Origin of the sequence: Fibrobacter succinogenes, assembly GCF_902779965.1 — a bacterium.
Classification (GTDB): Bacteria; Fibrobacterota; Fibrobacteria; order Fibrobacterales; family Fibrobacteraceae; genus Fibrobacter; species Fibrobacter succinogenes_F.
Map to the genome: position 1 here is coordinate 117,343 of NZ_CACZDK010000002.1, position 25,802 is coordinate 143,144.

The 25,802-nt window shown below is 47.1% G+C and carries 19 protein-coding genes and 1 tRNA gene; 13 read left to right on the forward strand and 7 right to left on the reverse strand.

What is annotated here, in order from left to right:
• Window positions 1–2: 2 nt before the first annotated feature.
• Complete coding sequence (locus HUF13_RS01405; protein WP_173473468.1) at window positions 3–1,133, reverse strand: glycosyltransferase; 1,131 nt, start codon at window positions 1,131–1,133, stop codon at window positions 3–5.
• Window positions 1,134–1,585: 452 nt separating this feature from the next.
• Here HUF13_RS01405 and HUF13_RS01410 point away from each other — a divergent pair, with 452 nt between their 5' ends.
• The 8 genes from HUF13_RS01410 to HUF13_RS01445 all read left to right on the forward strand — a co-directional run bounded on the left by HUF13_RS01410 (window position 1,586) and on the right by HUF13_RS01445 (window position 10,269).
• Entirely contained in the window at window positions 1,586–3,397 is a 1,812-nt protein-coding gene (locus HUF13_RS01410; RefSeq protein ID WP_304038690.1) for a GGDEF domain-containing protein, read from the forward strand.
• A 133-nt stretch (window positions 3,398–3,530) separates the two neighbouring features.
• Window positions 3,531–4,058 carry a DUF177 domain-containing protein gene (locus HUF13_RS01415; protein ID WP_173473469.1) on the forward strand — a complete coding sequence of 176 codons (528 nt, stop codon included), beginning with the start codon at window positions 3,531–3,533 and terminating at the stop codon, window positions 4,056–4,058.
• Window positions 4,059–4,060: 2 nt separating this feature from the next.
• Window positions 4,061–4,249: a 50S ribosomal protein L32 gene (rpmF, locus tag HUF13_RS01420; protein ID WP_014546669.1), complete on the forward strand. Its 189-nt coding sequence runs from the start codon at window positions 4,061–4,063 to the stop codon at window positions 4,247–4,249.
• A gap of 14 nt (window positions 4,250–4,263) precedes the next feature.
• Window positions 4,264–5,247 carry a phosphate acyltransferase PlsX gene (plsX, locus tag HUF13_RS01425; protein ID WP_173473470.1) on the forward strand — a complete coding sequence of 328 codons (984 nt, stop codon included), beginning with the start codon at window positions 4,264–4,266 and terminating at the stop codon, window positions 5,245–5,247.
• Window positions 5,248–6,068: 821 nt separating this feature from the next.
• The gene (fabG, locus tag HUF13_RS01430) at window positions 6,069–6,797 is read left to right on the forward strand and encodes a 3-oxoacyl-[acyl-carrier-protein] reductase (RefSeq protein WP_085491094.1); all 729 of its coding nucleotides are present in this window, start codon (window positions 6,069–6,071) and stop codon (window positions 6,795–6,797) included.
• A 47-nt stretch (window positions 6,798–6,844) separates the two neighbouring features.
• Window positions 6,845–7,084, forward strand: a complete 240-nt coding sequence (gene acpP, locus HUF13_RS01435; protein ID WP_014546672.1) for an acyl carrier protein — start codon at window positions 6,845–6,847, stop codon at window positions 7,082–7,084.
• A 420-nt stretch (window positions 7,085–7,504) separates the two neighbouring features.
• The gene (gene rnc, locus HUF13_RS01440) at window positions 7,505–8,317 is read left to right on the forward strand and encodes a ribonuclease III (RefSeq protein WP_173473471.1); all 813 of its coding nucleotides are present in this window, start codon (window positions 7,505–7,507) and stop codon (window positions 8,315–8,317) included.
• Between the two features lie 131 nt (window positions 8,318–8,448).
• Window positions 8,449–10,269 carry an extracellular solute-binding protein gene (locus tag HUF13_RS01445; protein ID WP_173473472.1) on the forward strand — a complete coding sequence of 607 codons (1,821 nt, stop codon included), beginning with the start codon at window positions 8,449–8,451 and terminating at the stop codon, window positions 10,267–10,269.
• Window positions 10,270–10,472: 203 nt separating this feature from the next.
• Here the strand turns inward: HUF13_RS01445 and HUF13_RS01450 are convergent, their stop codons facing one another.
• Together HUF13_RS01450 and HUF13_RS01455 are read right to left on the reverse strand one after the other, a co-directional pair.
• Window positions 10,473–11,264 (reverse strand): transporter, encoded by a 792-nt coding sequence (locus HUF13_RS01450; protein ID WP_173473473.1) that lies wholly within the window; start codon window positions 11,262–11,264, stop codon window positions 10,473–10,475.
• 153 nt (window positions 11,265–11,417) lie between these two features.
• On the reverse strand, window positions 11,418–12,239 hold the full coding sequence (locus HUF13_RS01455; RefSeq protein WP_173473474.1) for a hypothetical protein: 822 nt from the start codon (window positions 12,237–12,239) through the stop codon (window positions 11,418–11,420).
• Between the two features lie 192 nt (window positions 12,240–12,431).
• On the opposite strand from HUF13_RS01455, the gene HUF13_RS01460 reads away from it, so the two are divergent.
• The 3 genes from HUF13_RS01460 (at window position 12,432) to HUF13_RS01470 (ending at window position 20,647) form a co-directional block, all read left to right on the forward strand.
• Window positions 12,432–17,693 carry an InlB B-repeat-containing protein gene (locus HUF13_RS01460; protein ID WP_173473475.1) on the forward strand — a complete coding sequence of 1,754 codons (5,262 nt, stop codon included), beginning with the start codon at window positions 12,432–12,434 and terminating at the stop codon, window positions 17,691–17,693.
• A 45-nt stretch (window positions 17,694–17,738) separates the two neighbouring features.
• Entirely contained in the window at window positions 17,739–19,331 is a 1,593-nt protein-coding gene (locus HUF13_RS01465; protein ID WP_173473476.1) for a DASS family sodium-coupled anion symporter, read from the forward strand.
• Between the two features lie 275 nt (window positions 19,332–19,606).
• Window positions 19,607–20,647 (forward strand): hypothetical protein, encoded by a 1,041-nt coding sequence (locus HUF13_RS01470; RefSeq protein WP_173473477.1) that lies wholly within the window; start codon window positions 19,607–19,609, stop codon window positions 20,645–20,647.
• A gap of 86 nt (window positions 20,648–20,733) precedes the next feature.
• Here the strand turns inward: HUF13_RS01470 and HUF13_RS01475 are convergent.
• The 3 genes from HUF13_RS01475 to HUF13_RS01485 all read right to left on the reverse strand — a co-directional run bounded on the left by HUF13_RS01475 (window position 20,734) and on the right by HUF13_RS01485 (window position 22,023).
• A tRNA-Val gene (locus HUF13_RS01475) sits at window positions 20,734–20,807 on the reverse strand.
• An 88-nt stretch (window positions 20,808–20,895) separates the two neighbouring features.
• On the reverse strand, window positions 20,896–21,399 hold the full coding sequence (locus HUF13_RS01480) for a hypothetical protein (protein WP_173473478.1): 504 nt from the start codon (window positions 21,397–21,399) through the stop codon (window positions 20,896–20,898).
• A 165-nt stretch (window positions 21,400–21,564) separates the two neighbouring features.
• On the reverse strand, window positions 21,565–22,023 hold the full coding sequence (locus HUF13_RS01485; RefSeq protein ID WP_173473479.1) for a hypothetical protein: 459 nt from the start codon (window positions 22,021–22,023) through the stop codon (window positions 21,565–21,567).
• A 71-nt stretch (window positions 22,024–22,094) separates the two neighbouring features.
• On the opposite strand from HUF13_RS01485, the gene HUF13_RS01490 reads away from it, so the two are divergent.
• The gene (locus tag HUF13_RS01490; RefSeq protein ID WP_173473480.1) at window positions 22,095–22,991 is read left to right on the forward strand and encodes an A24 family peptidase; all 897 of its coding nucleotides are present in this window, start codon (window positions 22,095–22,097) and stop codon (window positions 22,989–22,991) included.
• A 224-nt stretch (window positions 22,992–23,215) separates the two neighbouring features.
• On the opposite strand, the gene HUF13_RS01495 is transcribed toward HUF13_RS01490, so the two are convergent.
• The gene (locus tag HUF13_RS01495; protein WP_173473481.1) at window positions 23,216–24,511 is read right to left on the reverse strand and encodes an efflux RND transporter periplasmic adaptor subunit; all 1,296 of its coding nucleotides are present in this window, start codon (window positions 24,509–24,511) and stop codon (window positions 23,216–23,218) included.
• A 93-nt stretch (window positions 24,512–24,604) separates the two neighbouring features.
• Between HUF13_RS01495 and HUF13_RS01500 the strand changes: the two genes are divergently transcribed.
• Entirely contained in the window at window positions 24,605–25,534 is a 930-nt protein-coding gene (locus HUF13_RS01500; protein WP_173473482.1) for a cation diffusion facilitator family transporter, read from the forward strand.
• Window positions 25,535–25,802 lie beyond the last annotated feature (268 nt).

Sequence of the window (25,802 nt, forward strand, 5' to 3'; positions counted from 1 at the left end):
TTTTATTTCCACTTGAATCGTCCGAACAGTCCGAACAGTACGGCCAGTACGGTAAAGGGGGCGTGTATGAATTCAACTGGGATGCACCACTTGAGGAGGTGTTCTTGCTTGAATATTTTGAGCCCGCGAATAATGAGTACCATGTCGCCGATGCATTTGCAAATTATCGCAATCAATGTGGCGACGAATATTTTAAAGCTGAATATCGAAAGCACCGCAGTTAAGCAGAGCATTACGAGGAACATGAATACCATCGAAAGTACAAAGACGATTTTCGGGGTATAGTAGATAGTCTTTGATGCCCAGCGTTTGCGTTGTTCCCAAAGAGCCTTGAGCGTTTCCTTGCCGCTTGTGGTGACGAACGTGGTGGGTGTGATGCAGTAGCGCATGGCCCAAGGGCGGTCAGCGGCGAGTTTTTGCATCAACAGGTCGTCGTCTCCGCTTTGGATTTTGATGACGCCTGTGAATCCATTCACGCTCTTGAAAAAGCTTTTGCGGTAGGCGAGGTTATTGCCTGTACTTGTGAGCGGGAGGTGCATGGCGAGGCCTGCGGTCCCTGCGATGCGGTAGATGAGCGTTTCCACTGCCTGCATGCAAATAATGAACGGCGATTTGCTGTCGGTTGGGATGTAGGAATGCCCTGCGACAAGTTCAATGCCAGGCTCGAATTCCTTGACGATGCCCTTAATCCAAGAAGGCTGCACGATGCAGTCCGCATCCGTAAGACAAAGAATTTCTCCATCGCATGCGTCGATGAGTTTGGAGAGCGCTTGCTTTTTCGGGCTCACGCCTTCGGGGAGGGAATCAATTGTTAGGACATGCAGTTTGTCGAACTTAGCTTCATATTCGGCGAGAATCTTCGGGGTGTCGTCCGTCGAGCGGTCGTCTGCCACCCAGACCTCCCATTCGCCTGCGTAATCTTGCGCCAAAACGGAGTTGAGCGTTTCGCGGATGCCCTCGGATTCGTTGCGGGCTGCAATCAAAACGCTCACCTTCGGCTGCGGTTCTGCATCGGCATAGCCTTCGCGCACTTGCCCGAGTGCACGATAAAAGCGCACTTCTAACCCGAGATAGAAGAGGGCAAGGGCTGCCAAAAGCCCGATAATCACGTATGTCAAAACCGTAAGGAACATTTTTCTTCGGCAAAATGTAATAACGTTTTTTTGAAAGTCAAAATCTGAGTGTGCGTTTGGTCGCAGATTTTTGCACCCGTAATATAATGGTAAGAATTTTTGTGTTTTACTCTATAAATATATAGATAAGTGAACAAATGTTCATTTTCCAGTAGAAAACGGACATCGATACCTCTTTGTACGTCTGAATGTGCTACTTTCAATGGCTCCAAGACTCGTTCAATTTTGATCACGTTTTGGAATCTGAAAAATGGATGTCGCGTAGTCCTTTGAAAAAAAAACATATGTGATGATTCTCACATCGTAATTTCAAAGTTCCATATATATGGAATATCACCCAAAAAACTGCGTTTTTGTTTACGTTTTTCCAACTTTTTACGAACTTTTCTCCATTTTGGTTTTAAAATGTTAGTTTTCATCTTCAAATAAAAATTCGGAGTCTGGGGTGACTTATGGAGATGCTTCTTAACTTTGATGATGCCGCAGCAGCGCTTTCACTCGATTACGTGTGCGTGTTTTATGTCGATGTCAAGACAAGTGACTACGTCATGCTTGATTTTTACGGAAAGCTTGCTAAACTGAATTTACAGCATACCCATAATTTTTGGGCCGATATTTCAGCCATTTCGGATGTCCTTGTGTATTCCGAAGATAAAAATTCCTTTATGGAATTGGTCAAAAGGGCTTCGGTCGGGAATTCTGGTCAAAATGACCAAGTCATTAACTATAAGGGTCGCCTTATGGTCGAGGGCGAAGCCGTATGGTTCATGATCAGGGCTGCTATTACGCATTCTCGTGGCCGTGACTTTTTCTTTATCGGTGTAGGTAACATCGATAAGCAGGAACGTGAGCAGATTGAACTGAAAAGTAAAGCATCGAAAAGCGAAACTTATAGCCAGATAGCAATGGCTCTTTCATCTCGATTTGATGCCTTGTACATGGTGAATTTAAAAACAAATCATTTTGCGATGTACAAGTATGAACGTACGTTCAGTGAATTGAAGGTTGGACTAGAAGGTAATGATTTCTTCAGCAGGATGATTAACGATGCCGCTAAGTTTGTTTATAAGGATGATTACGCGTTGGTGGCGGAATCCCTTAAAGAGGAACGCTTGTTGAAGGAACTGGACGAATATGGCACTTTTACGTTGACATTCCGTTCGAATTCTGCAAAAGGGCCGGTTTATGTAAAATTGATTGCTGCATATACCGACAAAGAGCATGTTGCCATAAGCATTACCGATGTGGATGCGCAAGTTCGTCGTGAACAGAGCCTTAGAACCACGATTTCTCAGAATGAAGTCTATGGACAAATCGTAATGGCTCTCGCAGAACGCTACGATGCTTTGTACATGTTGGACTTGGATACGGATCACTATTCGCTGTACAGGTCTGAACGCATGTTCAGTAAGGTGGATGTTGCCGATGAAGGTGAAGACTTCTTTAATCAGTTGCAGAAAGATGCTGAGCAAGTTGTCTATGCCGAAGATGTTCATCTGGTACAGTCCGCTCTTTTAAAGGAATCTTTCTTAAAGGAACTCGATGAAAACGGCATGTTCATGCTGAAGTATAGGCTGAATTCGCCAACAGGACCAATCTATGTGAGCTTGGAAGCTGTTTATTCAGACAAGAAGCATGTTGTGATCAGTGTGACCAATGTCGATGCTCAGGTGCGCCGCGAACAACGAATCAGGGCCGAAGCCGAAGAAGCTCATCAGAAAGCCTGTCGAGATGATTTGACGGGAATCAAGAATAAGAATGCTTATGGCGAGTTTGAACGCCGGATGAATAGTCAGATTATGTCTGGTCAAATCGGACCTTTTGCTATAGCAGTTTGTGATGTGAACGGACTCAAGACCGTGAACGACACGCTTGGGCATAAAGCCGGCGATGAATATATCAAGGCCGCTTCGAAGATTGTTTGCGATACGTTCAAACACAGTCCTGTGTTCCGCGTCGGTGGCGATGAATTTGTAGCTATCTTGAAGGGCGATGATTTTGAATCTCGCGATGACCTCGCCAAAACGTTTATGAATATCGCAAAACACAATGCCGAAGAAGAAAAGGTGGTTGTCGCTTGTGGCATTTCCGTTTTCGATAAAATGCATGACAATAGCGTTTCGGTGGTGTTCGAACGTGCTGATGCCCTCATGTACAAGAACAAAATTGCGCTGAAGAGCTGCCGTGAAGAAATCCTGAATGCGGCAAACCGCGCCCGCGCCATTGATACCCAAATGACGGCCGAGTTTAGTATAGTTTCTTGAGTTGCTAGGGCTGCTTCGCGGCAGTTGTGAGTTTCAACTAGTAACTATCAACTATTAACTAGTAACTCATAACTAGTAACTTATAAACACTAACCTTGACCCAATTTCCCCATTTTACTACATTTGTGCCACTTTGAGAATAGATATCGCACAAAAACTTACTGATTCCGAAGACCAACGAGTGGTCTGGTCCCATGCCGACGCTCCTGAAATCTTCGACGAACTGCACCTCAAGGGCGATCTGGTAGCCGAGGTGCTGGTTAGCCCCGAAGGCAACGGCAAGTGCCTTGTGACTGGTACCCTCTCTGGAGTGCAAACACTCACCTGTGTCCGTAGCCTGGACCTTTTTGACCGTCCGTTCAAAACCGAGATTGTTGTCGAGGTGGAACGCGGTGCATGCGCCCAGCAGGAACTCCATGACGACGACGATGACGTTTTCGCCTACACGATTCCGCAGACACAGGACTTCGTAGATGTTTCCGAGTGCGTCCGACAGCTGGTGACCCTACAGGAACCCATTGCGCCCGTGAAAAATCCTGACGAAGATTTTATCTTTGTAACAAACAATCAAGCTGGCGATGGTGCCGAAGCTGAAAAGCCTCTCGACCCCCGCTGGGAAAAACTCAAAGCTCTTAAGAGCAAAATGGAAAACAGGAGTTAAAAATGGCAGTACCTAAAAGAAAAACCTCGACCGCCCGTCGTGACAAGCGCCGCACCCACTGGAAGATGGAAGTGCCGGCTATGGCTACCTGCGATCATTGCGGTTCCGTAAAGCGTCCGCATCGCGTGTGCCCGGTTTGCGGCTTCTACAACGGTGTGGAAGTTGTTGATATGAAGGGTGCCGAAGCTTAATCTAGGAGGAATCCGTGATCAAAGTTGCACTGGATGCCATGGGTGGCGATTACGCCCCGAGTGTTTGTATTGAAGGCGCTGTTAACGCAGTCAAGAAAAACCCCAATATTCATGTGGTTCTCTGCGGACCGGAGGCCGAGGTCAAGGCTTCTCTCGAGAAGCTTGGCTATGCCGGCAACCAGATTTCCGTGGTAGATGCCCCGGATCCCGTGGCGATGGATGAACATCCTGTCATGGTGGTCAAGAAGAAGCAACATTCTGGCTTGGTGACTTGCGTTGCCTTGCAGAAGAAAGGTCTTGTCGATGCTTCCGTCAGTGCCGGTAACTCTGGCGCTATGATGGCGAGCTGCCTCATGATTCTCGGTAAGTCTTGCGACGAGTTCTCTCGTCCGCCTATCGGGGTTGCACTTCCGACAAAGGATCGCCGCATTGTGTTGGTCGATGGCGGTGCTAACGTTGATGAACGCGCTTCTACTCTTGTTGACTTCGCTATTGCAGGTTCTGCATTCGCCGAAGCTTTCCTCGGAATCGAAAATCCGAAGGTTGGGCTCTTGAACATGGGCGAAGAAGAACACAAGGGCCCGGCAGTTCTTCAGGAAACATACCAGCTCCTCAAGTCTGCTCCGGTTAACTTTATGGGCAACATCGAAGGCCGCGACCTCATCGCAGGCAAGGCTGACGTTGTTGCAACTTCTGGCTATACGGGTAACGTCGTGCTCAAGCTCCTGGAAGGCTTCTTTGAAATGCACCAGGAAATGTTTGGCACGATCGATACTCCGGCTGGCAAGCGCTTTGCCGAAATGTGGGACTATCGTGCCACGGGTGGCGCTTTGTTGCTCGGCCTCAATGGTATTGGTATCATCGCTCATGGCCGTTCCGATGCTATTGCAATCGAAAAGGCTGTGGATGCAGCAGCCAAGTATGCCGAAGCTGACGTTGCTAACAAGGTTAACGCACGCCTCGCTGCAATCAAGTCCGAGGAAGCTCCTAAAGCATAGCTTTTGTCTGCATTAAGACTTTAGTTGCAATTAGACGGATCTAGTGAACGCTAGGTCCGTTTTTTTTAGACGAAAGAACGCCCTTTGGGCTACAGACGAGAGAGTAGTGATTTAGCACTGTCATCCTGAACGTAGTGAAGGATCCAGTGAAATGGGCTATGGGCACGGACCTACGGTCTTTTGACGTCTTCGGCGTCTGCGGCTGCACTCGGTCATATCGTCAAGCAAGCTTGACGCTGCGACGCTCGTTTTTGCACGCTTCTGAGGTATGAGGTTTAGAATCGCACCATTGGTGCCTAACTTCATCCCCAAAAGGCTTGTGAAACAAACCGAACTCATAGCTCAAAGCCTTGCAAAGCAAGGCGACCCCACCGCCTACTTCCTACTTCTAACTTCCTACTAAGTTCTACCAACTAAGTTCTGCCTACCATTAATCACTATTAGAAATCACTGGATTCTTCACTCCACTTTGTTCCGTTCAGAATGACGCGTCCTTTCTACTGCTTACTGTCTACTTCCTACTTCTAACTTCCTACTAAGTTCTACCAACTAAGTTCTGCCAACCATTAATCACTATTAGAAATCACTGGATTCTTCACTCCACTTCGTTTCGTTCAGAATGACGCATCCTTCTTACTGCCTACTAACCCCTAACCACTGTCTACTTCCTACTTCCTACTTCCTACTAATTTATTATCTTGAATAACAAATAAATATGCTTTGGACGAACCGTCTGGCACCGGTGGTGTGACGGCTATTCTAAGCTTAAATCATTTGTATTCACCCATGACAGTTAATGTCATACAGGAGGTCAATTTATAATGCCTACGAAGTCTATTGTGACTGGCGCATCTCGCGGTATCGGTCTTGCCATTGCAAGAGAACTTGCGGCTCGCGGTTCTGATGTTGTGCTTATTTCCCGCGGCGGCTGCCCGGAACAGGCCGAAGCGATTGCAAAGGAATTCGGCGTCAAGACGTTCACATTCGCATGCGACGTGAGCAACTCCGAATCCGTGAAGGACGCTTTCAAACAAGCTATCGACGCACTGGGTGGCGTGGACTGCCTCGTGAACAACGCTGGCATCACCCGTGACGGTCTCGTACTTCGCATGAAGGACGAAGATTTCGATAACGTTATCGCAACGGACCTCCGCTCGACGTTCCTTTGCACCAGAGCCGTCCTCAGAACTATGATGGGCGCCCGCAAAGGTAGCATCGTGAATATCGCAAGTTTGAACGGTATCAGAACTCAGGCTGGCCAGGCCAACTACGCAGCTGCTAAGGCAGGCGTTATCGGCATGACCAAGTCCAACTCCATGGAATTCGGCTCTCGCGGCATTACTGTGAATGCTGTTGCTCCGGGATTCATCGATACGGACATGACGGCTGCCATGAGCGAAGAAACCCGCGCAAAATATGCCGCCCAGATTCCGCTTGGTCGTCTCGGTCAGCCGGAAGATGTCGCTAAGGCTGTAGCATTTTTAGCTTCCGACGATGCCAAATACATTACCGGACAGGTAATTGGTGTCGATGGGGGCTTGAACGCTTAAAAACATTTTATTAAATTTGGACAAAACTTTTTCCCATGGAGAAAAAAATGAACGAAGAAATTTTCAAGAAGGTCACTGACGTGATCGTTGCTAAGTTGGAAGTCAAGGCTGAAGATGTCAAGCCCGAATCTGAATTCGGTAATGACCTCGGTGCAGACTCCCTGGACCGTGTTGAACTCGTTATGGCTCTCGAAGACGAATTCGATGTCGAAATCCTCGATTCCGACGCTGAAAAGTTCCAGAAGGTTTCTGACGTTGTTGCTTTCCTCGAAGCACACAAGAAGTAATCTAGTTTTACTTTAGCCCGCAACAGTTGGGCAAAGATTGAGCTTTGGGTCCCCGGTTCCGCCGGGGATTCTTTTTTTACCGTCATCCTCGGAGCCTGTCATCCTAGAACTGTCATCCTCGGAGCGAAGCGTAGGGACAACTTCAAAAGGCGAGCGTTGCAGCTATGCTTGCATAGATATAACCGAGCCTAAGAGGTTGGGGCTTGCCCCCATCCATTATTTCTTGAACTCGCTTTTATTCCGGCATCGCCTTCTCGTTTATGAAAAGGAGGTGCTCGTTCTATGACGGATCGATTGGTGACTGTTGGCAAAAGACCTTGACCACAGACCAAAATCAGTTTATCTAGTAACTCAGAACTGGTAATTAGGAACTAGATTTTTTAATTTATGTCTGCATTTTAACCATATAAGGAGAATCTGTTGGAAGATCAAAATCTGCTCCACAAAATCCTAAAACTCTGGTTTCGCCAGAAGTCCGGTGACGGGCTTGAGGCTAAGCTTGGGTATAGGTTCCGCGATCCTGAACTGCTGGCTCATGCTCTTGTGCACCGCTCGTTTCTTGTCGGCAAGGATGTGCCTTACGCAAGCAATAACGAACGTTTGGAATTTTTAGGTGATTCTGTGCTCAACATGCTCACGACGGAATACTTGTACAAGACATATCCGTTGGATCCGGAAGGCGAGCTTTCAAAGCGCAAGAGCGCGATTGTTTCTGGACATGCCTGTGCTCAGTCATCCAAGGAATGGAATCTCAGCGAGTATGTGAAAATCGGAAAGTCCGAAGCCAAGATGGGCGGTCGCGGTAAGGAAAGCATTCTTGCAGATGCCTACGAAGCTGTGCTTGGCGCCGTGTATCTCGATGGTGGCCTCGAAGAAGTCCGTGCTATTTTGAACAAGTTTCATTTTCCGCGCGTACAAGAAATCATCAGCGCGACCGATTTTGTGAATTACAAGAGCGAACTTCTGGAATTTTGCCAGGGCAAGCTGCGCTGTTCTCCGGAGTACGTGATTGTCGGCGAAGAAGGCCCGGAACACCAAAAAGTGTTTACGGTCGAAGTGGTCGTGAACGGCAAGACTTATGCTCGCGGTCAAGGCCCGAACAAGAAGAAGGCCGAACAAGAAGCGTCTCGCTTATCGCTCGAAACGCTCAAGGCTGAAGCCGCCGAAGCAGAACAGAAAAAAGCCGAAACCCCGAAAATCAAGCAGCCCGCACACCACGTTGGATTGCCGTGATTTTAGTAGACTGTAGGAAGTAGACCGTAGGAAGTGGTTCGTATGTAGAGCCTGCGTTGTCACCCCGGCTAGAGCCTATGTTGTCATGCCCGCCTCCGAGCGGGCATCTCCTTTTTATTATCTTATCCTGCATGAAAACTTTCTCCCTCCGTACTTTACTTGCACTGCCGATGGCGGCGGCTCTCGCTTTTGCTCTTTCCGCCTGCAATGAATCCGGCGATTCTAAATCCGGCCAATCTTCGAAAAAAGGTACCGCCGTTTCCGAAGCGGATTGCCCGATTCTCCCGCTCGATTCTACTGCGACTGGCGAATTCGACCCGATTGCTTCCAAGGATGCCCGTGCTTGCGGCTCCATTACGCTTTGGGGCTCCGCCATGCCGAAGTCCTTCAATATGTGGGAAGACTACAACAGCTTTTCTGCCGAACTCATGAACATGATGTTCGAACCGCTCGTGAGCTTGCACAGTACCGAAGATAAGGAAGTCGGGATTCTCGCCGACAAGTGGGAAGTCTCTGAAGACGGCAAGACGTTCACGTTCCATGTCGATCCGCGCGCCAAATGGAGTGACGGCAAAGCTATTACCGCTGAAGACGTGCAGTTCTATTACGACGTCATCATGGACGAGAAAAACCTCACGCCGATTTTCAAGGTGGGCCTCAGCCGCTTTGACCGCCCCGAAGTCGTCGATAGCTTGACCGTCAAGATGACTGCGAAGGAATCGCACTGGGGTAACTTCTGGGAAGCGGCCGGCATGCTCGCATTCCCGAAGCACGTTTGGGGAGGCAAGGACTTCAACAAGATCCGCTACGAATTCCCGGTTGTGTCTGGCCCGTATATCATCAAGACGTTCCGCGAAGACCGCTTTGTTGAACTCCAGCGCCGTAGCGATTGGTGGGGCTTCAAGAAGAACTGGAACCACGGCAAGTACAATTTCCAGAAAATCCGCTACCGCTTTATGAACGACCAGACGAAGGCGCTCGAAGCGTTCAAGAAGCAGGACTTTAACGCCTATGCCATCTATACGAGCAGCATCTGGATGAAACAGACAGACTTTGATGCTGTCAAAAAAGGCTGGGCAGTCAAGCAGCGCATTTACAACAAGGAACCGATTGGTTTCCAGGGCATGGCCATCAACCTCCGTAAGCCGCAGTTCCAGGATGTACGCGTCCGCCGTGCACTCTCGTACCTCTTGAATCGCGAAGCGATGAATGAAAAGTACATGTACGGTCAATACTTCCTTTTGAATAGCTACTATCCGGACCTTTGGGCCAATAACCAGAACCCGACGGCGCCTGTCTATAGCTACAATCCTGAAAAGGCTCGTGCGCTTTTTGCCGAAGCGGGTTACAAGGTGAACGCTCAGGGCGTGCTCGAAAAAGACGGCAAACCATTTGCCATCAACTTCATCACGAGTCAGGAAGATTTGCGACACCTCACGCTGTTCCAGGAAGACCTCAAGAAGGTGGGCGTTGTGGCGACCATCGAACAGATGTCGCAGAGCACACTCCGTAAGCGCTTGGACGATGCGGACTTTGACCTTTACTGGGTGAACTGGGGCGCAGGCCGCCTCCGCGACCCCGAAGCAAGCTGGATTTCTACAACCGCATTGCAAAAGGGAACGAACAATCTCGCTGGTGTTCAGGACGCGATTGTCGATAGCCTCATCAATTTGCAGAAGACGGAATTCGACCTCGCGAAGCGCAATGAAATCCTTAAGGCGCTCGATAACCGTCTTGCAGAAATCGTTCCGTATGTGCTGATGTGGCAATGCGACCACCACCGCATCCTCTACTGGAATCGCTACGGCATGCCCGAAAAGGTGCTCGACCAGTTCAACCGCGAAGACGCAATTCCGGTTTACTGGTGGGTCGATCCGGTCAAGTCTGCCGCTCTCGATGCTGCGATGAAATCCGGCGAAAGCCTCCCCATCCCGCCGTTCGATATTAGATAGTAGGACAAATGCATAAGGTGAGCGCCGCGGTCAAGCTTGCTTGGACATGGTCGAACCGAGCATTTGGTACTTGAGCGAAGTGAAAGTGCAAGTAGACAGTAGGCAGTAGGATGTTGCGCTTCGCGCGCAGTTCTCAAATCTTGAAATGCAAAAGTCCCGGCTTGGCCGGGACTCTTTGTGTTTAAGAAACAATTTTAATCAGATTAGAAACTTGCCGCGATTGTTGCTTCAAGCGTAACCGGTATTTTGTCGTTGCCGTTGAAATATGCTAGGTAGTCTTTGCCAAAACCCAAAGAAACGTTCAAATCGAGTGAAAGTATATTGTTAATGGCGTAGGTTGCACCGATGTACGGGAAAATACCTATGTCACCGCTTGTCTTTGACGTTTCTATTTCTATGTCTGTGTTTTCATCTACTTTTACATTATTTTTCGGGTTACCCAAAGCAACCTTGAGCGAAAAGCCAACGTAAGGAGCTATTATTTCAGATACATTCGGGTCTAATTCTGCAATGAATTTCATTTGCATAGGAGGTCTAATCTTGTCTTTACCCTCAGTTGACATAGAAAGACCAAGTTCTGTTCCGAGAGCTACTTTCCCGAAATCTTGGGAGTACTGACCACCGAAATAGAACTCAAAACCGTCATTGTCCGAATATTTACCCGTTGGGAAGCTGACATCGAGGAATGCTGCGACGGTCGGAATAATTTGGTAACGTGCGCCATACGTCAAGTTCATCATGCGTTCTTGGTCTGCATCTTTGCCGTCCAAACGAGTCACGACGGCGAATGGGAGGTCTAGCCAAAGTTCCAAGTTCTGAATAGGAACATAACGACCTCTAACGGATACGTCTAGCTCTTTCCATTTGTCCTGAATCGTGAAGTCGTGGACTAGCTTGGCTTCGCCGCTATTTGCTTTCGGAACCGGGAATTGGCTGAATGTCGCAAAACTGGATGTGGCGAGCATGGCTGCGCCCAGCAAGATTTGTTTTAACATATTGACTCTCCTTGTTTCATTTGATTTTAATATAACAAAATATTACAAAAAGATTACGAAAATGTTTGATGGAATTTTTCGAAAAAAATAAAGCTAGCCCTTGATGTGGGCTAGCTCACAGAATTTTTTCAGCCGATTGCGGCAAAGTCTCTGTTAGAATTTGAATTCAAAATCCATGGTAAATCCGATGGCATCGCCTTCCATTGCAATTGAGGGGAGTTTGAGTTCTTCGCTGTTTTTCCGATGATTTAAATCTTGGGAGCGGACGATAACACTGCCATTAACAGAAATGTTTTGGGTGATGGCAAAGTTTGCTCCAACCCAAAATTTCCATTGATCCGACCAGTCATCGCGTAGGTCTTTGTCGTTATATTCGGATTCAAAAAGGCGTAACCAGAATTGTGTGCCGACTAAAAGAGTTAATGGAGCGGATGGTAACTTGTAGTCGAATTCGCCACCCAAGCGGAGTTCAAGGCCTCTTTCTAGATCGTCGTGTTCAAAACCCCAAAATAAGCCTGCTTCAGCACCGTATGAAGCGCCATTGATGGCTTGGATTTCTTTATGGTGTTGGGCGCCAAAGTAAAGAGATATTTCTCCTCTGCTGGGGGGCGTTCCCTTGCCTTTTTCACGTCCGATAGGTAGATTGAAGTCCAAGAAGAAGTACAGTTCCGGATCCAATGCGTAGCGTGCACCGATGACCAAGTCTCGAAGACCGTAACCGCCTTCCTCGCAGCTGTCGCATTCCCATTCTCCCCAGAACTGGAATCCGAAACTCTGTAGAGATAACTCAAATTTAGGTGCTACAGTCATTCGTGCGCCGACCTTGAGGCCCATTTGGGACCAATCATCGTCCCAGTCGTAATAAAGCCCTGCTTTGGCAGAACCCCGCCCCTCTTCCAGAAGTCCAAAATAATCCCAAGTGGCAAAGCTGGATGTAACAATCGCAGCGGCGAGAAGAATAACCTTTTTTATCATTATAACTCCTATGAAATGCCCAGAAGGCTATTATCAATTTAGTAAACCTATAGCCTTGGAGCAATTAAATATTTGTAAGCAAATCAACATAACCGTGTTCGGGCTCACAAATGTTATTTTTTTATTGCGTCACGGTTGCGAATTTCGCCACAAAAATTATTTTTACCATAGAAAATTTTCTAGAAGGTCGATATGGAGAATCTAAAACGTTTGCTAGTTCTCGCTGCTATGTTTCTTCCGATGTCCGCTTGGGCAGCGCCGTTTGATTCTGGTTCTGAAAAAAAACATATAAATCTTTACTATAAAAGTGAGGCCCTTTATATTGCTCAGGAAGATAAAGCTTGCACTGTCGGAAGTTCTACAGTCGACGACGGTACTTGTGTCAAAACCGCTGAAATAAAATCAATGCTTCCTGTTCGTGGTGCATTTAATAATGTGGTTTCCGGGAAATGGGTGTTGGGGACAGCGAACACAGACCAATACCAATCGAATGAGCTCAATCTTAAGACAGACATTGACTTTGGTCAGACTCTTGATGCGGATGGAAAATGTTCGGAAAACCATAATTTTTTGTCTTTTGGGGGCCTTACCTTTAATGGACGGAACCACACGATTTCGAACCTTTGCCGTGTTGATAATGGGGCCATGGACCAGTATGTTGGATTATTTGGGGAAATAAATGGAAAAACTGTAAAAAATCTAAAAATCTCAAATGTCCATTTTGTCAATACAAGCGAGGATCCTAAAAAAACGGAAAAAGGTGAATATCTGGCTTCTGGCGCTCTCGCTTATAAAATTTCCAATAATAGTACTGTGACCAATGTAGAATTAGAAAATGTAGATATTCAAGCACCGCTTGCTGGTGGTTTAGCTGGGTATATTGAAGGCTCTACGATTAAAGGGGTTAAGACTGGTAGCCCGTTTATTAAAGCAACTCAAGCGGCTGGCGCTCTCGCTTATAAAATTTCCAATGGTACTGTGACCGATGTAGAATTAGAAAATGTAGATGTTCAAGCACCACTTGCTGGTGGTTTAGCTGGGTATATTGAAGGCTCGACTATTTCGAGTATAAAAATGGTGGATGAAGGTTCTGTTATCAAGGTAACGAATGTACGTCAAATTGAAACCGGTTATGTCGGAAGTTCAGTTAATGGCAGTGATATAAGAGTATTTAGTCCATACAAGGTGCTGTTGGGCGGCCTTGCGGGTGCAGCCTTTTTTACAAATTTCAAGAATATCGATATTGCAGTCCAAGTGGAAAATAAAGCTGTTGTAGATTTGTCTGCTTTGGGTGGCCTTGTTGGTAATTATGTTTATGCGCCTTTAAACAATCAATTTTCTCAGGTTTCTGATAGGAATTCGGCGATTACTAATGTGAATATTCACGGATACGCCAATGGTGATGATTATATCAAGCCTGTGGTTTCTGGTGGTATCATTATGGGCGGTATATTGGGAGCTACCAAAAGACTTGATGAAAATAATTCCCCGATTGTAGAATTAGCTGTTAGTAAATCCTCTGTGACGAACTTGGATATCACGCAAAGTAAGATTAAAATCAATGATGCTGATGTATCGCAACAACTTTATTTTGGCGGCATTGTCGGGAATGCCAATCTTTGTAGTGGTGGTATTTTGCTGGTTAAGGAATCGAATGTTAAGAATGTAAACATTGAAGAATCGATACAGGGTAATGCTCCATTCCAATATTATATGGGTGGAATTGCTGGTTATGCATCTTGTTATCATATAAGTAATTCCGTTGACCAAGATGACTTGTATTTGACGCTTCAGAAAGATACAGCTTCGGGTAACATTAAGTTGTCTGGGGGCTATAGTAAAACTGGAAAAACCGTCTCGAAAGTTCGTGCTTCTGCTGCTATTGGTGGCCTTGTTGGTAATGCCATTCTTTCTCTTAAAGAAAATGGAATATCAGAAAACGAGTCCAAGGTTTCGATTGCTTATGATGCCAAAAGAACTGCAAATGAGAACTTGGATTCGGTGCTTGTAGGGGGCATTTTTGGTGTTGCCTCAATTTCTGAAGGTTCTACGGTCCGTTTGTCTAAACTATCTTATCAAGGCTCGATTGATATTGATGATGATGGTATTTCGGCTCGTGTGGGCGGCATTGTGGGTAAATTCCCGTTGCTTCAGTCTGGTATTCCTAAGATTGATTTCCACGATGTTCATGTGGAGGGCGCTTCTGGGAAAGCGGTTGTGGCGTATAGTGGTGAAAGTACAGCTTCTAGTATAAACTCATCGTCGGTTGGTGGTATTTGTGGTGCATGTCAATCGCCCAGAGAAATAAGCAAGAGCTCTGTCAACGGGGATTTTGTGGGTACTTCTGGAAATCAGGCACCGCCTAAAAAAGCTTTCCATATTGGTGGCTTGATTGGTTCAGCTTTTGTTAATGAACCTTTAATCGTGAAAAATAATTACTTTATGGGTTCTATTGAAAATAAATTCAATAAGAGCGGAGGCGAGGGTAAGGTCGGTTATCTTTTTGGTTATCTGACCGGTGATGGCTTGGGCGTCAAACCTCAAGTAACTTCGAATTTCCATTATGGTGATGATAATGTTGGCGCCATTGGTTATTTTGAAAATTATGGTGAATTTGCCAATTCCGTGTATTTGGATGAATTGGAAAAATTCGAAGCAAAAAGCAATGTTCGCAATGGTAATAAAGTTGATTTGAACGATGATGGAAATGGTTATGTTACAGAAGCTTATATGAAGTCCAAAAATTTGGCTATTCTTTTGAATAGCCCTTGGTCAGATGAAGAAGATCAAGTTTGGACGTTTGGAACTACAAATGATTTCCCGTTTTGGGGAACTCCTGCCATGTCGACTTATACCGTTCGCTTCTTGGATGCTGATGGGAATCAGATCGGGGAGTCGCAAGAGGTGCATTTTGGCGCTGCCGCTGTAGCTCCGGAAGCCCCGAAAATTGTCGGTAAATGCTTTGATGGCTGGAGTACGTCATTCAATAAGGTGATGGCGTCGATGGATGTTGTGGCTACATATAAAAATGGAGCTTGCAAGTATCCTGTTGCGTTCTATGACTTGGAGGGGAACCTCTTGGAAGTGAAGGCCGAAGACGGAACTACATTGTCTAATCCTCAGGAAGTGGAAGAAGGTAAGTCCGCTATTGTTCCGACGAATAATCCTAAACCGACGGCTGATGGTAAATGCTTTGATGGTTGGAAACAAGATTTTAGCAATATTACCGGTGAATTGAACGTTTATCCGGAATTTAAGACTTGCGAATATACCGTAAAGTTTACCTATTTTAAAGTGGATGGGTCTGGAGAGAAAATAACACAAACTGTTAAGTACAATGAGAGCGCAACGCCTCCGAGTTCCGATGATTTCCCGCAAAAAACAAACAATGGTAGATGCTTTACTGAATGGGATCCTACAGTAGACTTTACTCATGTGAAAGACAATTTGACTGTTACTGCCCAATATGAAATTTGCAAATATACAGTCAAGTTTATGTACACTGATAATCATGGCGTATCCCAGATTCTAAAGACGGAAACCGTTGAACATGGTAGTAGTGCCGCCGCACCTAAAGATGACGAATTCCCGCAGAAAATCGATGACCAATGCTTTGCAGGATGGAAACCTGATTTTAGTCATGTGACTAATCCGCTGAATGTTACGGCTCAATATAAGACTTGCGAGTCTTCTAGCAGCTCTAGCCAGCAACCGTCTGGTTCCAGCTCTAGTAGCGCCACGAGCAGTTCTTCTTCCGATCAGAAGAGTAGCAGTTCAGGCACTCCTACGCCGAATTCTAGCTCTAGCGTAAGCTATATCGCTACAATAACAAAGCCTTCGGCAACGCAACAAGACAATGCTCTCCGCATGACGTTCAATGATTTGCAGGCTGACAAGCATACCAAGGTGGACTATCACATCGTTGTTGAATCGAAAACGGGTACATATCTTGATACGGTTGTTAGTGGTAAGGATATCGAAAGCATAAAGAACGGCACCTGGCGACTTTCTCCGGCTCCAGCTGGCGAATATACGGTTATTGTTGTTCTTACGGATGGTCGCGATTCTGTCCGCTATGACGACTTCCTCTTCGAAGGTGAAGACGAATTTCATGTGGATTTGCTTCCGAACACTTGGCAGACTTATTCGCTGAGCGCCTTCTGCCAAGATAAAGGTGACGATTGCAAGAACAAATTGAAGGAACACTTTGCTCGTAAGGCCGAATTTGAGGATAGCGAAGAATGCCGTCACAAGAGGGAAGAGCTCGCGCAAACTCCGGATGACGAAGATTTCCGTGAATATGTAGAAGAAAATTGTCCAGAAGCAATGGAATCGCAAGACGATGCTACAACCACTGCGTTCTGGTGGGATGAATCGAGCCCTGTTGGCGATTACTGGCAATATCGCAAGTTTAATGTAGATCAAGACTTTGATTCTACACGTGGTTATTGGTACGGACCCATTGTCAGGGAACCGCTCAAGCTCAGCTTGCAGACGCCAAACATGAAAGATGAAATCGTCTGGAAATTGGAAAACAAGTATTCTGGCTGGAACTTGGTGGCTAACCCCTATGGTTGGTATGTCAAGCTCCCACAAGAAGAAGGCGTGACTTTTGCGAAGTGGTATCCGGATGTGAGCGGATACGATACGATCAGTGTGCTTGGTCCTTACGAAGCTGTTTGGGTCAAGACCGAAAAATCTAGGGAATTGCGCATTCCTTTGAAGGCTGCGATTGTCTTCGAAGATGAATGGAAGTCTCCGCCGCTCCTCAAAAGTGCAACGTCTGAAAGCTGGAATTTCCGTGTAGAGCTTACGGATAAGAATGGCAAGCGCGATGCTTGGAACGAACTGGCTGCGGGTGATGTGGCTTCTTCCTTGAGCGAACCGCCTGCAGGCATGGGCGACCACGTGAATCTCTCCATTGTCGAGGGCAAGCAGCGCTTGGCCAAGAGCGTCAAGAAGAATGGCGAAGATTTCGAATGGAATCTCGAAGTTAGCGCTACGACAACTCGTGATGGTAAATTGAACTTTGTCGGGCTCGAAAAAGTTTGGGCAAAGGGCTTGCATGTTTATGCAACGATTGACGATGAAACTGTCGAAGTCGTAAAAGATAGCCCGGTGAATGTTAAACTTTCGTCGAAGGCGAAGAGTGTTTCTGTTCGAGTAACCAAGAGTGCAGTAGCTGCGCAAGTGGCTAAGAATCAAATTTCGGGCTTCCGCGTGAACCAGATGCAAAATGCCTTGAACGTGGGCTTTGATGCTGTTTCGAAACTTGCTGGTGCTAAAGTCAAGGTAAGTGTCGTGGGTGTTGATGGCCGTGTGGTCGCAACGAGTGGACTTGTTGCTCATGAGGGCACGAACTCTATTTCGATGAAAAAGCCGAAACAGGGCCTTTATTTCGTCCGCCTCAAGGTCGGAAGTCAGAGTGCCGTCTCGAGAATCATGGTGCGATGATTCAGTCTAGCCGAACGGCGCGATAATTACTAAATTTGCGCCGTTATGACAAAAGCAAAACTCATCAAACTCATTATTGCATCGGTGCTCGCCATCGCTGCCCTCTTCGTCCCGTACGAAGCCCTTGGCTTCGTGGGTGACCACGCGTTGAACCCTCTCGAAATCCGCGTCATCGCAATCTTTGTGATGGCTGCTCTTTTCTGGATCCTTCAACCGTTCCCAATCTGGTCCACCTCCATGTTCGTCATCGTGCTGATGATCCTCACGCTTTCTAACTCGGCTCTTATCCCGTTCCGCGTGGAAGGTGTTGAACCGCTCAAGTTCAAGGCAATCATGGCTACGTTTGCCGACCCGATCATCATGCTCTTCTTGGGTGGCTTCTTCCTTGCTTCTGCCGCTTGCAAGTACAACATGGACAAGAACCTTGCCCGTGTGCTCCTCAAGCCGTTCGGAAAGGATCCGAAGTGGGTGCTCCTTGGCCTCATGATCATCACTGCCGTGTTCTCCATGTTCATGAGCAACACCGCAACTGCTGCCATGATGCTTGCTATCCTTGGCCCGGTGCTCAAGTTGTTCGATGCCAATGACCGTGGTAAAGCCGCTTTTGCCCTTGCCATCCCGCTCGGTGCAAACATCGGTGGTATGGGTACTCCGATTGGAACGCCTCCTAACGCTATTGCCCTTGGCGCTCTCCAGTCCAGCGGCTTCAACATCTCGTTTGGCCAGTGGATGGAATTTGGCGTTCCGTATGTGATTGTCATGATGGTTATTGCTTGGATTTTGCTCCTCAAGCTTTATCCGATCAAGATGAAGGAAATGAACCTCGATATTGAAGGTGCCAATGGCTTTGACAAGAGCCCGCGTGCTATTATCGTTTACGTTACCTTCGCAGTGTGCGTACTTTTGTGGGTGACCGGTAAGAATGTCCATGGTCTTAACGACAACGTGATTGCTATGATCCCGATGGCTGTGTTTGCATTGACGGGCGTGATTACCAAGAAAGACCTCAACGAAATGAGCTGGGACGTTCTTTGGCTCGTGGCTGGTGGCTTTGCTCTTGGCCTCGGCTTGCAGCAGACTGGCCTTGCAAAGGATCTCATCAACGCTATTCCGTTCAACACTTGGTCTCCGTTCGTCCTCATGGTCGGTTGTGGATTCATTTGCCTCTTCATGGCTAACTTCATGAGCCACACTTCTACCGCAAGCTTGCTCGTGCCGATTTTCATCGTCGTTGCCATGAGCTGCAAGGAAAACCTCGCTCCGCTCGGTGGCGTAACTTCCTTGATGGTTGCTGTCGCTTTTGCAAGCTCCCTCGGTATGTGCCTCCCGATTTCTACGCCTCCTAACGCTCTTGCCCATGCAACCGGTTACACGGATACGCATGGTATGGCTATTACGGGTATCGTAATGGGTGTCGGTGGTCTTGTGCTTTCTTGGATCATGATGTTCGGTCTTTCCAAGATCAACTTCTTCGAAGATCCGGCTGAAGTTGCCGCTGCTCCGGCTGCTGTTGCCGCCCCGGCTCCTGCCGCACCTGTTTATGCAAAGCCGGCTGAAACAATCGCTGAACCGGCCACTGTCGCCATCCCGGCTGACTCCGCCGCTAAGGTTGTTGTTGATAGCGCTGCCGCTAAGTAATTGAAATGTCGCTCCGGCTTTCAGGTCGCTAAGTCGGTATCTGAAGCCTGTCGAAGCTCTGCTGAAACGCCGTGGTTGACATTAACGAAAATCGCTCGGGTTCATCCCCGGGCTTTTTTTGTATTCACAACATCTGTTTGTAAAAAGTCTTTCACAAATTTCGCCATTTTGAATAAGATGTTATCTTCATTCCTGTCAAAATAACCCAAATGGGTTATTGTAATGTAAGGTTGCTGTAAGTAAATTCTAAACAACCTAAACAAAGGAAAAATAAAATGGCTAAAAAACTGAAAAAAAGTGGAAAAATTTCTGTAGAAGACTTGCTCCCGGGCGATATTTTGGCGTTTAAGGGTGACCCTAATGATACTATTAGTAGCCTTATCATGGATTTTACGAAATCCGATGTTTCGCATGGTGCAATCTTTGTTCAGAAGCAGGATAATGTTCTTGCTGAAGCTGGTGGCGATGGCATCCATGCTCGCCGAATGAAAGACAATGCTGACGCTCGTGAAGCATATGTGATGCGTCATAATAAGGCTGGCAAATATGGTGTTGAACCTGTTGTACCGATTGCTAAGGACTATGTACTCCAAAACCTTCCGTATCCGTATTCTGACTTGATTCTTTTGGGCTTAATTCTTATCTTCAAGCATCCGATCACAAATCAGTTTCTCTCTCGCGTTGTTGTAGAATTCTTGTGCTTGGTTGCCGCAGAACTTAAGACAATTATTGAAAAAGAGAAAACGCCTGGCAAGCATACCATGGTGTGCTCTTCCTATGTTTACCAGTGCTATTTGGATGCATCCAAGAAGCATCCGGCTCTCAAGCTCAAACTCAAGGACGCTGACGTTGGCTTTAATGATCATCCCCTTATCGGTCGCAAGTCTAAGTCCAAGTCGGTCACGCTCTTCGATATGTATGCCAATTACGTCGAATCGCATGAAGAAGAATGCAAGAAGAATTTCAAGCTTAAAAAGTCTGTGGCTCCGAAGAAGCTTCGTTCTAAAGACGAAATCTTGGCCGATTTGAAGAAGCTTATTGCGAAGAAAATCTCCGACAAGATTCCGACACTAACTCCAGAACAATTTTCCACGATTGTTGACATCATTGAAGCCATTAAGGATGTTATCAGTGCATTGGCAACATTCTTCAAGGGCGACCGTGTTTCGTTCTCGGAAATGATGAAGATTGCAAGAGAACAGCAGGCCATGTTTGTAACGCCTAATGATTTGGCCAATCACATTTCAAATGCTACATGCATTGGCACGGTGAAAGTCGAGCGTTACGGCAAAGACTACGATGAAAACTGGAAGTAATTAAGGAATAGCCCGCTCTGCGGGCATTTCTTTGTATTTTTTGTAGCCAACAAAAAAAGCCTCGCATTTTTGCGAGGCTTTTTCAGTGGTCGATACAGAACTCGAATCTGTGACCTCTACCATGTCAAGGTAGCGCTCTAACCAACTGAGCTAATCGACCATTAAGGTAGCCCAATATTAGAAAAAGATTGGGCGCTTGTCAAGGGTTCTTGCGTTAAAATTCAAAAAAAATCCGCAAACGTTTCCTATTATCGGTCGTCCTCTGCTATCCAGTATTGCAGTCTCCCTTTGAACGTTATTGGGGGGAGGCTGTCGTTGCATACTCCTTGCCTACAGTCCTTGAACTGCAAATTGAACGTCGCCGTCCACTTGGTATCGTCTTTTTGGTCTATTGTGGCGTAATTGTTGTTGCCGATAAGGGTCGCTTTGGGGGTTGCCTGGATCTGGAGCCAGGTGTAACTTGCCACGATTGCGTTTTTACCGAGCTTGGGTTCGTTGACCATGATGTTCATCTGGTCCTTGCGTTCGCTGCGATCCATTGGAACTTTAATGAATAAATAATGGTGATTGTTCCTGATATAGGGGATTTCGACGTCGTTTCGCTCCAATTCCTGCGAGATTTCCTCACCGCCATTGATGCTGTACTTGAGGTAACCGCCGCCCTTGACTTCCCAGCTGTCGTTGATGCCGCTGCAAGCGGTCAGGCCTGCAACGATGAATGGGGCGAAAATTTTAAAAGAACTAGAGTGCATTTTATTAAGATAAAAATGATTGTTCAAAATGTCATTCTGAGCGAATGCGAAGAACCCAGTTAAGGTATAAAATAGAAAAACGCCGGGCGCTAGGTCCCGGCGACAGTTAGTTTTTAATAGTCCTTATCACTAACCACTTCTTACTGCCTACTGCGGCTTTGCCGCTTAAGCTCTTCCGTCAACGGAATTGTCTTCGGCCTGAGGCGGTTTGTTCTGCTGAGCAAGGCGCGGATCTTCGAGAATGTATAGCGGAAGTGCGGCAAGTTCTTCATTATCGGCGATAAGGCGTACAATGTACTTGTCTGGACGGGTAAACTGCAAACGCTGCATGTTCAAGATCATGTTGACTGCGGCGGTGTCGAAGCCCGGAGCGACCGGCTGGAGCTCGATTTCGGACTGCATCGGTGGCACAACCGTGTGGCCTACGACATCTTCAATCGAAAGGCTCAATTGGTGCGTTCCTGCTTCGGAGCGCTGGTAGCGCAAACGGAATGCAGCAGAGCATTGCGGAATCACAAGCGGAAACTTTGAGAAAATGCGGTCAAATGCACCAAGGATGTTCATGCGGCCTCCAATATCGTTTGCGGTGGCGGCGTCACAGATAGCGGCAATTTCAATATTCATTAAGGGGTCTCCCAGTATTAGATAAATGTTTAACTAAATTATAATTATATTCGAAAAAAGACGAGGATTTTATGCAAGAAATTCCACTTTGGTACTGGTTAATTGTGTTTTTTGGCCTTGGAGCCTGTGTCGGGAGCTTCTATAACGTCATCGTGTATCGTATGCCGCGCGGAATTTCGCTGATAAACCCGCCTTCGCACTGCCCGCTTTGCAAAAAAAGAATTCCTATCTACTATAATTTGCCGATTGTGGGGTGGCTTTGGCTGCGTGGCAAGACCGCTTGCTGTCATAAGCCGCTTAATGTGATTTATCCGATTGGCGAAAGCCTTTGCGGGCTCCTCGGTGCGCTTGCACTTTATTCGGCATCGGGCTTTGGGACAGACTTGTCGCGGCCTGTTTTATCGCCAGAGACTTGGGCGAATGCCGCTGCTATGTTTTGGCTTTTGCTTGGAGCGTATCCGGTGTGCGCGGTGGATTACAAGTACAAACTCATTCCTGATTCCATCTCGGTGGGCGGTATTGTCGCGGGCCTTTTGATTTCGATCGTGCCGGGCGGCATTACGCCATTCCAGAGCTTGCTCGGGGCTGTTCTTGCTGGCGGTGGACTTTATCTGCTCGGCTGGATAGCTACTAAGGTTTTGAAAAAAGACGCTATGGGTTTTGGCGATGTCAAGCTATTGGCTGGCTATGGCGCCTTGATGGGCGTGACCGGCGCTGTGGAAACTCTTTTGGTGGCTGCAATGCTTGGCGTTTTGGTGATGGTTCCATATGGAATGATTAAGAATAAAGCGGCAAGAGGTAAGGCAAATAGTGCCGTTAATAGCGTTGCAAAAAATGAAAATGAGCCTGAAAACGAAGAGAACGGGCAAATTCCGTTTGGCCCGTTCCTTGCAATCGCTGCCCCCGTCATGTACCTCTGGGGCGATGCCCTGCTTGATGTTTATCTGAAATTTGTTCTTGGGGAGTAGCCATTACGCGTCATTCCCCTAGCGGGGGCTTGACGAGTTCGCCTCGGATATAGAAACATGCAAGCATGTTTCTATATCTCTCGGCTCCAGCGTCATTCTCCGCAGGAGAATCCATAAAGTTGTTTTTGGCACAGTCGCCCCGAACTCGGTCCGGGGCGGCTTTTCATATAAAAAGAGCCCTCGATTATAAAATCGAGGGCCTACTACCAACTAAGTTCTGCCAACTATTTCTTCTTTTTCCCTGGTCTCTGTGGCATGAACGGGCTTTTAGCGCTTGTTTCGCTTACACCCTTTTCCGAAATCGTTTCTTGGCTTGTAACAACGGAATCGCCAACGTTTAGCCCGCGTAAAATCTGGACGTTCACGCCGTCACTTAAACCTATCTTCACGCGGCGCGGTGCTGCCTTTCCGTTGATGTTGATCCACACGTGGTCGCCTTCAAGTCTAGGCTTCTTGTGCTTTTTCTTGGCTCCGGCATTCGGACCGGCCATGCCTGGTCCCATGCCTGGTGGCGGTGGCGGAAAATTGTCTCCAGCTTCGGCTGTCTTCGGGCGCTGTGGGCGCGGCATGTCTTTTGGATCCATCATCGGGGTTCCTGCAGCTGGCGTAAACTTGAGTGCCTTGACCGGAATCGTTACGGCGTCCGTAATTTCTTGCGTGACAATAGTGCAGGTGGCGGTCATGCCCGGCAAAAGCTTTTGTTCCGGGTTCTCAGCCGTGATGACGACCGTATAAGTTACCACATTGCTGGTCGTAGTCGGGTTCAGGCGAACTTCTTGCACGGTGCCGTTGAACGTATCGTTCTGGAATGCATCGACGGTAAACGTGACTCGCTGGCCTGTCTTAACTTGTCCGATGTCGGCTTCGTCAACGGCGGCCATGACTTTCATCTGGCTCAAATCCTTAGCGATTACAAATAATGTCGGGGTGCTCATGGAGGCTGCAACCGTCTGGCCTACATCAACGGCTCGCTTTAAGACAATGCCGTCAATCGGGCTTTTGATGGTGGCGTAGCTCAAGTTCAGTTTTGCCTGAGCGACTTCGTTCTTGCGTTGTTCAACGGAAAGCTTGGCCGCATTTAAGTTGTATTCTGCCTGCTCCAGTTCGACGGCGCTAGCGCTCTTGCTCTCGGCGAGCCTCTTGATGCGGTTGTACGTGCTTTGTTTGTAGTTCAAGTCGTTTTCGGCACTCTTGTACGAAATCGTCGTCTGCTTTAAAGTCGATTGCAACTTGGACTTGTCGAGTTCCGCAATGATTTGGCCTTTCTTGACCTTGGAATTGAAATCCACGTTAATTTTAGCGATGTCGCCAGAAACCTGCGTACCGACTTCCACCTGGTCGACCGGTTCCAACGTACCCGTTGCCGAAATGGTCGTCTTGATAGTGTCCGTGACTACCTTGGTGCTTATGAGTGCACCTGCTTGGCTTGTTGCATCTGTGTTAAAGAAGAATGATTTGACGCCAAAGGCGACTGCCGCGAGCACGGCAATAACGATGATGGTTTTCAAGAGTTTTTTCATAAGCATTAAAAAAATAGAAACATTGATTTTTTATTACAGCAATTTTGATGAATTGGGTGCGCATAAGGTTGCAATTTTTCTAGCTTAAAGGGTATGACTCGCGTACGCAAAAAAGACGACAGTGCAGAAGTCCGCAAGGTAACTTGGGTAGGACTTGGCTGGAACGCTGCACTTTCTGTTGCTAAATTAGTCGTTGGCGTTGTTGGAAATTCCCAAGCGCTTGTTGCAGATGCTATACACAGTGCATCTGATTTTGCGACTGATGTTGCCGTTATCGTTGGGAGCCATTTTTGGAACTCCCCGCCCGATGCTGAGCATCCCTATGGGCATAGGCGATTCGAAACGCTTGTCACTATTGGCATAGGGCTTGCGGTTGCCGCTGTAGGTGTAGGTATTGGGTATAAATCCGTTCTAGCGCTTTTGGCGGGCGAAGTGTCGCATCCGGAAATGTCGGTTGCGATTATGGCGCTCGCGTCCATCCTTGTGAAAGAGGGGCTATTCCGTTACACGCGCAATGCGGGCCGAAAAATCCGTAGCCAGGCGCTAGAAGCGAATGCTTGGCACCACCGTAGCGATTCCTTTAGTTCGATTCCGGTGCTAGTGGCGGTTATTTTTGCCATTTTGCTCCCGGAGATGTGGTTTGCGGATTCCGTTGGTGCGTTGATTGTGGCATTTTTTATTATGCATTCGGCGATTGAAATTGCGGCTCCGGGGCTCCATCAGCTAGTAGATCGCGGCGCGAACCCAGAGATTCTTGAAAATTTACGAAATTTGGCACTTTCACACCCGAAAGTCATTAGTTTGCATGGACTCCGTTCTCGTTACGTTGGAAGTGACCTGCATGTAGATGTTCATATTGTCGTGGATGACCAAATGACTTTGAAAGATGCTCATGACGTGGCCGAAGAAGTGGAACAACGATTGATTGATTCCGACGAAAACGTTGTGGATGCGCTGGTCCATATCGACCCCTATAACGCCAAACGCTATACCCAAGACGAAATTAAGACGATAGATAAGTAGGCGGTAGGAAGTGGTTAGTGATTAGGTGTCAAGGATCAAGCATCAGTTAGGGTTTAAATTAAAAATGAATAATTAAGAATTAAAAATCGAATTACCATTTTTAATTTTTCATCTTTAATTTTTCATTTTATTATCCTGTTTACTTAACCACTGTTTACTAATCACTGTTTACTGTGCCGAAGGCACGTCTTTCACACCTGTAAATATTCCAATGTGGTATTAGGTCATTGACAAAATCATCGCGCGACTTTGTTGTTTGTATTTATAT